The 10,780-nt window shown below is 67.4% G+C and carries 13 protein-coding genes (1 of these 13 only partly in view); 11 read left to right on the top strand and 2 right to left on the bottom strand.

Translation table 11 applies throughout. The annotated features are described in order from the left end of the window. From GSQ76_RS19795 to GSQ76_RS19765, 7 genes are all read left to right on the top strand, one after another. The coding region (locus tag GSQ76_RS19795; protein WP_158745824.1) for an OmpA family protein at positions 1–440 on the top strand (440 nt) is incomplete at its 5' end. A gap of 1 nt (position 441) precedes the next feature. Then, positions 442–1,578 (top strand): flagellar motor protein MotA, encoded by a 1,137-nt coding sequence (locus GSQ76_RS19790; protein WP_158745823.1) that lies wholly within the window; start codon positions 442–444, stop codon positions 1,576–1,578. Further along, positions 1,575–2,975, top strand: coding sequence for a peptidoglycan -binding protein (locus GSQ76_RS19785; RefSeq protein WP_158745822.1), 1,401 nt, complete (start codon positions 1,575–1,577; stop codon positions 2,973–2,975). Before GSQ76_RS19790 ends, GSQ76_RS19785 begins: the two co-directional genes overlap by 4 nt. A gap of 138 nt (positions 2,976–3,113) precedes the next feature. Beyond that, positions 3,114–3,638, top strand: a complete 525-nt coding sequence (locus GSQ76_RS19780; protein WP_158745821.1) for a hypothetical protein — start codon at positions 3,114–3,116, stop codon at positions 3,636–3,638. After that, on the top strand, positions 3,635–4,111 hold the full coding sequence (locus GSQ76_RS19775; protein ID WP_158745820.1) for a hypothetical protein: 477 nt from the start codon (positions 3,635–3,637) through the stop codon (positions 4,109–4,111). Before GSQ76_RS19780 ends, GSQ76_RS19775 begins: the two co-directional genes overlap by 4 nt. Positions 4,112–4,158: 47 nt before the next feature. Next, on the top strand, positions 4,159–4,782 hold the full coding sequence (locus GSQ76_RS19770) for an FMN-binding negative transcriptional regulator (protein ID WP_158745819.1): 624 nt from the start codon (positions 4,159–4,161) through the stop codon (positions 4,780–4,782). Then, positions 4,779–5,315, top strand: coding sequence for a DUF3859 domain-containing protein (locus GSQ76_RS19765; protein ID WP_158745818.1), 537 nt, complete (start codon positions 4,779–4,781; stop codon positions 5,313–5,315). The genes GSQ76_RS19770 and GSQ76_RS19765 overlap by 4 nt, the downstream gene beginning before the upstream one ends. A 22-nt stretch (positions 5,316–5,337) precedes the next feature. Here GSQ76_RS19765 and rpsU read toward each other — a convergent pair whose 3' ends face one another. Further along, a complete protein-coding gene (gene rpsU, locus GSQ76_RS19760; protein WP_141459012.1) occupies positions 5,338–5,541 on the bottom strand; it encodes a 30S ribosomal protein S21 in 204 nt (67 codons plus the stop codon). Positions 5,542–5,692: 151 nt separating this feature from the next. Here rpsU and def point away from each other — a divergent pair, with 151 nt between their 5' ends. The 3 genes from def to GSQ76_RS19745 all read left to right on the top strand — a co-directional run bounded on the left by def (position 5,693) and on the right by GSQ76_RS19745 (position 7,821). Then, positions 5,693–6,220: a peptide deformylase gene (def, locus tag GSQ76_RS19755; RefSeq protein ID WP_158745817.1), complete on the top strand. Its 528-nt coding sequence runs from the start codon at positions 5,693–5,695 to the stop codon at positions 6,218–6,220. Next, a complete protein-coding gene (locus tag GSQ76_RS19750) occupies positions 6,217–6,798 on the top strand; it encodes a COQ9 family protein (protein ID WP_158745816.1) in 582 nt (193 codons plus the stop codon). Before def ends, GSQ76_RS19750 begins: the two co-directional genes overlap by 4 nt. A gap of 141 nt (positions 6,799–6,939) precedes the next feature. Continuing rightward, on the top strand, positions 6,940–7,821 hold the full coding sequence (locus GSQ76_RS19745) for a transglutaminase family protein (RefSeq protein ID WP_158745815.1): 882 nt from the start codon (positions 6,940–6,942) through the stop codon (positions 7,819–7,821). Here GSQ76_RS19745 and GSQ76_RS19740 read toward each other — a convergent pair. Beyond that, entirely contained in the window at positions 7,818–8,570 is a 753-nt protein-coding gene (locus tag GSQ76_RS19740) for an MOSC domain-containing protein (RefSeq protein ID WP_158745814.1), read from the bottom strand. The genes GSQ76_RS19745 and GSQ76_RS19740 overlap by 4 nt on opposite strands. Positions 8,571–8,684: 114 nt before the next feature. Between GSQ76_RS19740 and clpB the strand changes: the two genes are divergently transcribed. After that, positions 8,685–10,780, top strand: partial view of an ATP-dependent chaperone ClpB gene (gene clpB, locus GSQ76_RS19735; protein WP_158745813.1) — the 5' portion only. 490 nt of this gene lie beyond the right edge of the window; the window shows 2,096 of its 2,586 coding nt (coding positions 1–2,096); it begins with the start codon at positions 8,685–8,687; its stop codon lies off the right edge, out of view.

The raw sequence follows: 10,780 nt of genomic DNA, 5'->3' as shown, positions 1-10,780 counted from the left end.
CCGTGCTGCCTGCCATACCAGCGCCGCCTGCGCGCCCGGTGACGCCGCCCTCGCCAGTCCCCGTCGTTCCGGACGCGACCGGGATCGTCACCCCCGTGCCCGGCGGCATCCGCATCACCTTCGGCGACGGCAAGTCGGACCTGAACCCCGCGACCGAGGCCGCGATCCGCACCATGGCCCGCTCCGTGGTGGCCAACACCACCGCCGATCTCAACATCTACGCCTTTGCCGCCGGTGTGCCGGACGACCCGTCCACGCCACGCCGGGTGTCCCTATCCCGTGCCCTGGCCGTCCGCGCGATCCTGATCAGCGAGGGCATCACCTCCACCCGCATCTATCCGCGCGCGCTCGGCGCATCGCCGGGTCCGAACGGGTCCGATGGCCCGCCGGACCGGGTGGACCTGGTGCTCGCCGGCACCAACCCGGCAGCAAAGCCCTGACATGACCCGCCCCGCCAACTATTTCGCCCGGATGGTGGCGTTCCTGGTGGCGGTGGCGATCGTCGCGGCCTTCCTGTCCAGCGCCCTGGTGGTTGCGTTCGAGAGCAACCCTTTGCTTAACGCCCTCATCGTACTGGTGCTGCTGCTGGGCGTCGGCTGGAACCTGCGCCAGGTGGTGCGGTTGGCACCCGAGGTGCGCTGGGTCGAAACCTTCCAGCAATCCCGCGCCCGCCTGGCTGGCCTGCCGCCGCCCGTCCTCCTGGCGCCCATGGCCTCGATGATGGCGCAGCGCTCCACCAAGGGCACCGACCGCTTCACCCTATCCGCCCCAGCCATGCGCTCCCTGCTGGACAGCCTGGCCAGCCGCCTGGACGAAAGCCGCGAACTCTCGCGCTACATGACCGGGCTGCTGATCTTCCTCGGCCTGCTTGGCACCTTCTGGGGCCTGCTGCTGACGGTGGGCGCCGTCGCCGCCGTCATCAACGGCATGTCCGTCGGCTCCGGCGACATCAACGCCCTGTTCGAGCAACTGAAATCCGGCCTGTCCAAGCCGCTCACCGGCATGGGCACCGCCTTCTCCTCCTCCATGCTCGGCCTCGCTGGCGCCCTGGTGCTGGGCTTCCTCGACCTCACCGCTGGCCAGGCCCAGAACCGCTTCTTCAACGAGTTGGAGGAGTGGCTCGCCGGCCTCACCCGCCTATCATCCGGCGTGCTGGGCGGGGAAGGGGAGACATCGGTCCCCGTCTACGTCCAGGCGCTGTTGGAACAAACCGCCGAGAACATGGAAAACCTGCAGCGCATCCTGGTGCGTGGCGAGGAAGGCCGGGTCCAGGCCAACCAGGCGATCGTCTCCCTCACCGAGCGGATCAGCCAACTGGCCGACTCCATGCGCACCAACCAGCAACTGATGCTGCGCATCGCCGAAACCCAATCGACCCTTGCCCCCGCCCTGCAACGCCTGGGCGAGCGCGGGGCAGACGACGCCTCCCGCGGCCATCTGCGCAACATCGAAACCGTGCTCGGCCGCCTGTCGGGTGAGTTGGAACAAGGGCGCACGCAAAGCACCACCGATCTGCGCAACGAGATCCGCGTGCTCAGCCGCACCCTCGCCGGCCTGGCAGGCAAGCAGCCCGGATGAGCCTGCGTCGCCGCGGTGGCGGCCACGATGCCCTGAACCCCTGGCCCGGCTATGTGGACGCGCTGTCCACGCTGCTAATGGTCATCATCTTCGTCCTGCTCGTCTTCGTGCTCGCCCAGGCGTTCCTCTCGGTGGCCTTGTCCGGCAAGGACCGCGCGCTGGACCGGCTGAACCGCCAGATGGCCGAACTGACCGACATGTTGTCCCTGGAACGCGGGCACGGCACCGAACTCCAGGCCTCCGTCGCCGGCCTGAGCTCCCAACTGCAAGCCGCCACCGGCGCGCGGGACCAGCTGACGGCACAGGTCTCCACCCTGCAGCAGCAACTGGACGCCGCCTCCACCCAGCGCGACTCCCTCCAGGCGGAGCGGAGTCGCCTGGCCGCCCAACTCGCCGACGCCGCAGCGCAGGGCGCGGCCGCCGCCACCCGCAACCAGCAGCTTCAGCAGCAACTCGCCACCTCCGCCACCCGCACCGACGCCGCCGGGCAGGACGCCGCCGGGCTGTCGGCACAACTGAACGACGCCAAGCGCCAACTGGCCGCGGCCAAGGCCGAACTGGACCGCACCGTCAGCGCCAACAAGGCAACGGTCGAGGCGCGCCTGGCCGATCTCGCCCGCTTGTCCGACCAGGTGCGGGCGCTGACAGCGTTGCGCGACGAGTTGGAAGCCCAGGCTCGAAATGCCGCCGCCAAAACCATCACCGACGAGCAGGCCCGCGCCGCCCTGGCCAACCAATTGGCGGACGAGCAGAAGCTGTCCGACTCCGCCCGGGCCCAGATCGCCTTGATGAACCGTCAGGTGTCGGAGCTGAAGGCCCAGGTCGCCCAGGTCGCCGCCGCTTTGGATCTGTCGGAGCAGGCGGACAAGGCGAAGGATGTTCAGATCGCCAACCTCGGCGCCCGGCTGAACACGGCGCTGGCCTCCAAGGTCGAGGAATTGCAGCGCTATCGCAGCGACTTCTTCGGCCGCCTGCGCCAAGTGCTGGCCAACCGGCCTGGCGTGCAAATCGTCGGCGACCGCTTCGTCTTCCAATCCGAAGTGCTATTCCCCGTCGGCAGCGCCGACCTGACGCAGGCCGGGCAGGACCAGATCCGCGCCCTGGCCACCACCGTCAAGCAGGTCGCCGACGAAATTCCCAAGGATCTGCCTTGGATCATGCGCGTCGACGGCCACGCCGATCGCCAGCCAGTGCAGCGCGGCGGCCCCTTCGCCTCGAATTGGGAGCTATCGTCCCAGCGCGCGATCAACGTGGTGAAGTTGCTGATCGCCGAAGGCGTCTCGTCCGCCCATCTCGCCGCCACCGGCTTCGCCGAGTACCAGCCGCTGGACAACTCCGACGGCGCCGACGCGAACGCCAAGAATCGCCGCATCGAGTTCCGGCTGACCGACCGCTAATCCCGGGGCACGCCGACCTGCTTAATGCGCAAATTAGGCAACACTGCCGTCAGAAACTTGCGCAACGTCACCTTCTACCGCGTTCAAATCGCCCGCAGACAGTGGACCAGCAGCGAAATATTGCCTAGTCAGGCAGAAATGACCAACTCGTTCGCGTCCCTCACCCGCGCGCTTCCCGTTGCGATCCTCCTCGGCCTGTCGGGCTGCGGCTCCGTCCTTGTTGGCACGACGCAAGAAGTGTCGGGCCTTGCCGGCGCGGGTATCGCGAGTTCGGTCACCAAAAGCGCCACCGCCGCCACGGCGATCGGCCTGGGCGTCGCGGCCGGCGCCAATGCCGGGCTGCAATATGCCGAGCGCCGCACCCATCGCTACGAACAGGACCGTATCGCCGAAGCCGCCGGCGCGATGGACGCCGGGTCGACCGGCGCATGGAGCGTCTCGCACAGCTTCCCGATCGAGGCGGATGAGCACGGTCAGGTCGCCGTACTCCGCACGATCGGCGGCGCCGATATGGCGTGCAAGGAAATCATCTTCTCCGTCCAGACGGAGGAGAACCATCAGCCGCACAGCGCCTTCTACACCGCCGCGATCTGTCGCGACGGCGACCAATGGAAATGGGCCTCCGCCGAACCGGCGACGGAGCGCTGGGGCGCGCTCCAGTGACGCGCGCGGCGGCACTGCTTGTGGTGCTGCTGCTGGGCGGCTGTTCCTCGGCAGGCAACATCGTCGGTGTGATCGTCGGCGCCGCAGCCGGTGGCGCCACCGCCAACCCGGCAATCGGCTTCGGCGTCGGTGTTGGCGTCGCCGCGGTCTCCGACTACGCGCTCCGGAAAGTCTCCCGCTCGTGGCACCAGGGCGAACAGGACGCGATCGCCGCGACCGCGGGTGGACTCGATATCGGCGCCACCGGGGCATGGAAGGTCGAGCACAGCCTGCCCCTGGGTGAGGAGCACGGCCACCTGCAGATCGTCCGCGCCATCGAAAACCCGTTGGCCCCCTGCAAACAGGTCCTGTTCTCCGTCGAAGAGAGTAAGGAGCCGCCCGCCTGGTATTCCGTCGATATCTGCCAGCAGCAGAGCGGCTGGAAATGGGCCAGTGCCGAGCCGGCGGTCGAGCGCTGGGGCTTCTTGCAATAGCGGCCGGACCCGTGCGGTAGTGCCGGTCTGCTTCATAGGGGCACACGGTGTATCTTCGTCCCGCATTCCATCAAACCGACCCGACCGCCATCCGCGCCCTCATCCACAGCAATCCCTTCGCCCAGATCGTCACCACCGGCCCCCGCGGCATGGAGGCATCTCACATTCCAGTATTGCTGGTGGAGCAGGGGGACGATTTCGTCCTCGCCGCCCATTTCGCCGCAGGCAACCCGCAATGCGCCGCGATCGGTGACGGTGCCGACGCGCTGCTGATCTTCAGCGGCGCCCACGCCTACATCTCGCCGGGCTGGTACGAGACGCAGCCCTCCGTCCCCACCTGGGATTTCGCCGCCGTCCACGTTTACGGCCCGCTTGTCGCAATCACGGACCACGCCGCCATCGCCACCGACATCCAGGGCCTCGCCGCCTACGACCCACACCGCTTCGACGTCATGCATTTGGCGTCCGGCTATCGGGAGCGGATGTTTGCCGGCATTCGCGCCTTCCGCATGAACCCCACTCGCGTGGAAGGGCAATGGAAAATGAGCCAGAACCGCAGCCAGACCGACCGCCGGCGCGTCATCGCCGCGCTACGAGGGCAGGGCGACGAGTTGTCCACCAAGACGGCGGCCATGATCCAGGAAACGCTGCTCGCCGGGGCCGACTCGTGATCCGCACCGCACTCGCCGCCCTCTCGCTGGTCGCCTCCGCCTCGACGGCCTCCGCCCAGCAACTCGTGCTGCGCCTTGGCCGCATGGGCCAGGTCGTGGCGCAGGAGGCCGGGCCGCCAGAACCGCCGCGCGGGGAAAACGTGGTGGGAAGCACGCCCGTCTTCGACCCGAAATTCGTCACACTTGGCCCCGATATCGTGGCCAAGTACTGCAAGCAATTCGGGCTGGAGTTCGAAGCCGCCAATTTGCCATCCGGCACGGCCGCGCCGGTCACCGTCTCGCTACAGCACCCGCTCTGGACATTGCCGGACGGGCGGACGAGCACGGTGGAAACCAACAGCAGCGGCGTATCGCCGGACCATTGGAGCTATACGGGATATACGCTGGAGGAACCGTGGTCCCTCGTTCCGGGCACTTGGACGTTCACGATCACCCAAGGCCCGCGTATCTTGGCCACGGCCAGCTTCAACCTCACGGTCGACCCCGGCCAGGACGCACCGCCCAAGGACGGCTGCACGGCGCTCACGTCGTAACGGGCGCCGTGGTGGACTGGCTTTAGAAGCCCTCGCGTTCCAGACGCTTGCGCTCCATCTTGCGGGCGCGGCGGACGGCCTCGGCGGCTTCGCGGGCACGACGCTCAGACGGCTTCTCGAAGTGGCGGCGCAGCTTCATCTCACGGAAGATTCCTTCCCGCTGCATCTTCTTCTTGAGCGCCTTCAGCGCTTGATCGACATTGTTGTCACGAACCAGAACCTGCACTCGACGCCTTCTCCTGTCGCTGCACCTGAGAGGGACGGACCTCAGCAGGCGTGATAAAGGGCTTCCGCCCGGCTATTGAACCGCGGAGGCGGCGCTATAGCACGGCCTTGGCCCCTCGCCAAAGCCTTTCGCAACCCCAATTGGACAACTCATGGCCATTCTCAAGATCGCCCGCATGGGTCACCCCGTCCTGCTTGAAAAATGCCAGCCCGTGGCAGACCCTGGCGCACCCGAAATCCGCCGCCTGGTCGCCGATATGATGGAGACGATGGAGGATGCGCCCGGTGCCGGCCTAGCCGCGCCGCAGGTCCATATCCCATTGCGCCTGTTCGTCTTTCGCGTGCAACCCACCCGCGCCAGCGACGTCCCGGACGACACGCCCATCGGCAACACCGTCGTTATCAACCCCATTGTCGAGCCGGCGGGGGAGGAGCGGGTGCTCCGTTGGGAGGGCTGCCTGTCCATTCCCGGCCTGCGCGCCGCCGTGCCACGCTGGGCGCGAATCCGCTATAGCGGCGTGGACTGCGACGGCAACCCGGTCGGCGGCGAGGTCGGCGGCTTCCATGCCGGAGTCGTTCAACACGAATACGACCATCTGGACGGGATCCTCTACCCCATGCGCATGAACGATTTCCGCCTGTTCGGCTTCAATGAAGAGATGTCCCGGGCCGGCCTATGACCCACCCCGAGCGTTCCGACGAACGGGATGCCGCCCTGGACGCCCTGGTTGCGACGATCCCGTTCCCCGGCTGGACCATGGCGGCCCTCCGTGCCGCTGCCGGTTCGGACGCCGATCTGCTGTTCCCCGGCGGCATCACCGACATGGTAGAAAGCTGGGCCGACCTCACCGACCGCCGCATGCCGACGCCCACCGACGATCGTCTGCCCGACCGCGTGCGCAGCGTCATCGCTCAGCGCTTAGCCAGCCTGCGCCCCGCGAAGGACGCCGTGCGCCGCGCCGTCGCCATCACGGCCGCCCACCCGGCGAGTTCCGCCCGGGTCACCGCCCGCACCGTCGACGCCATCTGGCACGCCGCCGGCGACCGCAGTGCGGACTGGAGCTGGTATACCAAGCGCGCAATCCTGGCCGGGGTGTACGGTGCTACGCTGCTTTTCTGGCTGCGCGACGACAGCGAGGACAATGCTGATACCCTGGCATTCCTCGACCGGCGTCTTGCGGGACTTGGCCGCCTCGGGCGGCTGCGTCGCAAAAGTGATGCAATATTGCAATGGTTGCGACCCACCCCGGCTGATTAACTGAAACTGCCCCGTCTAGCCGGCGTTCGAGCGTGGCCCCCTCAGGGTGCGGAGTTCTGGCTAATGCGTACAATCCTGCTGTGGATGGTTGGGATGCCTATCCCGATCATCCTGTTGTTGTTCCTGTTCGGCGTCATCTGAATGCCCCGCGTCCGCGTCAAGCACGAGACGGAGTATCGTTACGAACGCCCGGTAAACCTGCTAGCCCATCGTCTGATGCTGCGTCCACGCGACAGTCACGATCTGCGGCTGCTGGAAACCAAGCTATCCGTCTCCCCGCCCGCGCAATCCACCCGCTGGGCTCACGACGTCTTCGGCAACTCCGTCTGCTACCTGAATTTTTCCCAGGAACGGCATGTTGAGCGCCTGGTCGTGGTGTCGACCTTGGACCTGCACCACTACCCGACCCGCGCCGACCTGCCGCTGGACCCGCAGGCCGAGGCATTCCCCTTCAGCTACACATCCGCCGAGGTTCCAGACCTGGCCCGCTCGATCGAGCGGCATTTCGCCGATCCGGATCGCATGGTGGACGCCTGGGCGCATCGCTTCCTGGCCCATGTCGGCCCCTCCGATACGATGTCGATGCTGACGAGCATGACGCAGGCCATCAAATCCGAATTCCGCTACGAGGGCCGCCAGGCGGAGGGCACCAACGACCCCCTGGTCACCCTCGCCACCCGAACCGGCGCCTGCCGGGATTTCGCCGTCTTCATGATGGAGGCCGTGCGCTCCCTCGGCCTCGCCGCCCGGTTCGTCAGCGGCTACCTGTATGACGAACGCCTCGTCGCCACCGACGAACCGGTCATCGGCGGTGGTGCAACCCACGCCTGGGTCGAGGTCTACCTGCCCGGCGCCGGCTGGGTGGAGTTCGACCCGACCAATGGCTGGGTCGCGGGCCGCAACCTCATCCGCGTCAGCGTCGCCCGCACCCCGCAACAGGCGGTCCCGATCTCCGGCAGCTTCCTCGGCCCACCGGGCTCCTTCGGCAGCATGAAGGTCAATGTCGAGGTCGCAGTCGGCTAGAACCCCGGCAGGATGGCGTCCCCGACCGCGATGCGGCCGCCATCCACCACCTCCGCATGTACGCCCAGGTCGCGGTGACCGTACAGCGCGAACAATTCCTTGACGGGATCGGCATCGCGTTCGGCGGTCGCCGGGTTCACCTCGGTCGCCGGGCAGCGCACCGTCCGTTTCACCACCCGCAGTACCGCGCCGCCAATGGTGACGTGCTGGCCGATCCAATCGAACTCCACCCAGGCCGGCCCGGTGAAGTAGATGTTGGCGCGAAACCGCATCAGGTCCCGCTTGCCGCCGACGTCGCGCTCATATGCGGCCAGGCTGCCGAGGTTGATCAGGCTCACCGCCTTGATCCGCCCGTCTTGGAAGCTATGTCCCGGCACGTGATGGAAACGCGGCGTGCCCCTGGCCTCCTCGCCCAGCAGCGCCGCCAGAAATGCCCCCATGCGCGCCCGGCCATCCGCGGTCCGCACATCCTCGTTCGCCAAGCGTCCATCCGGCCCGCGCACGCTGAGCAAGCCAGTCGCCGGGTCGTAGGCGGACCGGAACGCGGCGATCCGCGCATTCGCCATCAGGCACATGAAATGGGTTTTCTTCAGCCAAATCGGCTCTGCCGGGTCGAACGGCGCATCGCCCTGCGCCAGCGCGAACGCCCGGTCCCATGGCAGACCCTCGCCGGGCTCCACCATCACCTCCTCCAGCGCCTCCGCCGTCAGCCCCTTCACCGGGTAGCGGTAGAGATGTTCGATCTGCACGGCCCCGATCCCCCTTGAGTCCCAGGGTGGATATTACCACCTTTCGGGACGATCGCGTGTTGCCTCCCGAGGGACGCGCAAACCAATTGTCGCCTGATTGAAAGGGACACACATATGAACATCGAGAAATTCACCGAACGCGCCCGCGGCTTCCTGCAGGCCGCACAGACCATCGGGATGCGCGAGTATCACCAGCGCATCACCCCCGAACACCTGATTAAGGCCCTCCTGGATGACGAGGAGGGTGCCGCCGCCGGCCTGTTGCGCGCCGCCGGGGCCGATCCGAAGGCCGCCCAAACCGCCATCAACGCCGAGATCGCCAAGAACCCCCGGGTCGAAGGCAGCGGTGCCGGCCAACCGCAGGTCACCGCCGAACTCGTCCGCGCGCTCGATACGGCCGAGCGGGAAGCGACCAAGGCTGGAGACGATTTCGTCGCCCAGGATCGCCTGCTGCTGGCCCTTGCCGGCGGCGACGGTCCCGGCGCGCGCGCCCTGCGCCAGGCTGGCGCCACCCCGCAAGCGATCGAGAAGGCCATCGGCGACATCCGCAAGGGCCGCAAAGTCACCAGCGCCACCGCCGAGGACAATTTCGACGCACTGAAGAAATACGCCCGCGACGTCACCGCCGTGGCGCGCGAAGGCAAGCTCGACCCGGTCATCGGCCGTGACGAGGAGATCCGCCGCACCATCCAGGTGCTCGCCCGTCGCACCAAGAACAACCCCGTGCTGATCGGCGAACCCGGCGTCGGCAAAACCGCCATCGTCGAGGGCCTGGCCCTGCGCATCGTCAACGGCGACGTGCCGGAGGCGCTCCGCAACAAGCGGCTGATGTCGCTCGACCTAGGCGCCCTCGTCGCCGGCGCCAAATACCGTGGCGAGTTCGAGGAACGCTTGAAATCCGTGCTGAAGGAGATTGATGCCGCGGCCGGCGAGGTCATCCTCTTCATCGACGAGATGCACACGCTGGTCGGCGCCGGCAAGGCGGATGGCGCGATGGACGCGTCCAACCTGTTGAAGCCCGAGCTGGCCCGCGGCACCCTGCACTGCATCGGCGCCACCACGCTCGACGAATACCGCAAGCACGTGGAGAAGGACGCAGCCCTCGCCCGGCGTTTCCAGCCCGTCTTCGTGGGCGAGCCGTCGGTTGCCGACACGATCAGCATCCTGCGCGGCATCAAGGAGAAATACGAACTCCACCACGGCGTTCGCATCAGCGACGGCGCGTTGGTGGCCGCGGCGACCTTGTCCAACCGCTACATCACCGACCGCTTCCTGCCCGACAAAGCGATCGACCTGATGGACGAGGCCGCCAGCCGCCTCCGCATGCAGGTCGACAGCAAGCCCGAAGCGCTGGACGAACTCGACCGCCGGATGCTCCAGCTCAAGATCGAGCGGGAGGCGTTGAAGCGCGAGGACGACCCGGCGTCGAAAGAGCGCCTGGAGAAACTCGTCTTCGAGCTTTCCGACATCGAGGAACGCTCCAACGCGATGACCGCCGCCTGGCAGGCGGAGAAAGACCGCCTGGCCGGGTCACAGAAGCTCAAGGAGCAACTGGACACCGCGCGAAGCGAGGTGGAGGTGGCCCAGCGCCGCGGCGACCTGGGGCGCGCGTCGGAGCTGATGTACGGGGTGATCCCGCAGTTGGAGCAGCAGATCGCCGCGGCCCAGGCCGATGGCGGCAAACTGGTGAACGAGGCGGTCACCGAGGACCAGATCGCCGGCGTCGTCAGCCGCTGGACCGGCGTGCCCGTCGACCGGATGCTGGAGGGCGAGCGCGCCAAGCTGGTCCGCATGGAGGACGAACTGCGTCACCGCGTCGTCGGCCAGGAGGAAGCGCTTAAAGCCGTCTCCGACGCCGTGCGCCGGGCCCGTGCCGGGTTGCAGGACCCGCATCGCCCGATCGGCTCGTTCCTGTTCCTCGGCCCAACCGGCGTCGGCAAGACGGAGCTGACGAAGGCGCTGGCCTCGTTCCTGTTCGACGACGACCGCGCGATGGTGCGCATCGACATGAGCGAGTTCATGGAGAAGCACGCCGTCTCCCGCCTCATCGGCGCGCCCCCAGGCTACATCGGCTACGACGAGGGCGGTGTGCTGACCGAGGCGGTGCGGCGGCGGCCCTACCAGGTCATCCTGTTCGACGAGGTGGAGAAGGCGCACGAGGATGTCTTCAACATCTTGCTGCAGGTGCTGGATGATGGCCGTCTGACGGA

Origin of the sequence: Acidisphaera sp. L21 (assembly GCF_009765685.1) — a bacterium.
Classification (GTDB): Bacteria; Pseudomonadota; Alphaproteobacteria; order Acetobacterales; family Acetobacteraceae; genus LMUY01.
The sequence above is the reverse complement of the archived record's forward strand: the minus strand, read 5'-3'. Positions and strand labels throughout refer to the sequence as shown.